The following is a 518-nucleotide window of genomic DNA, read 5'->3' as shown; positions in this document are numbered from 1 at the left end:
CGCACTTGGTTCACCGTAATAGCGCAGAGAGTTGTATAGGAACTCTTGCGTACCTATGGTGTTGACTTGATCAAGTTTGTCGGCGTAAGACTGAATGACATCCTCATAAAGCTTTTGCAGCTGAGTATCTTCGATGTGTTCCAAAGGCAATTCGTACAAACGGCGTTTTGACTGATGAGTGTCAAGAGGCGCTTTCTGGTACTGAAAGTTAGGTTCTTGCGAGTACTTATTACTGATGAACCTTTCTCGCTCTTGGGCGTAATTAAGCGGGTTTACGCTGCTAAGAATATCAATATCAGTGACTAACTGAGAGAGGTTTTCATCTATTGCTAATAGCTGGCTAGAAATTGGTTCATTAAACTGAGCCATGTCGTTCAACTCCATGTGAAGGTAAGACCTTTTTCAACAACGCGCAGAGTACCTGTCAGTCATCGAAGATAACTATGGGAGGCAAGAGCCGTTATCCACTGTGTATATGACCGTCTCTGTACTTTTGACTAACGGTGATTGTATTGAAA

Annotated in this window: 1 protein-coding gene; it reads right to left on the bottom strand. The window is 42.9% G+C overall.

Annotated elements, in window-relative coordinates:
• A partial coding sequence (locus tag R8N49_RS30465) for a tyrosine/phenylalanine carboxypeptidase domain-containing protein (protein ID WP_412034947.1) occupies nt 1-369 on the bottom strand: 369 nt, incomplete at its 3' end.
• Nucleotides 370-518: the final 149 nt, after the last annotated feature.

It is taken from the genome of Vibrio sp. 1978 (assembly GCF_033344345.1).
The sequence above is the reverse complement of the archived record's forward strand: the minus strand, read 5'-3'. Positions and strand labels throughout refer to the sequence as shown.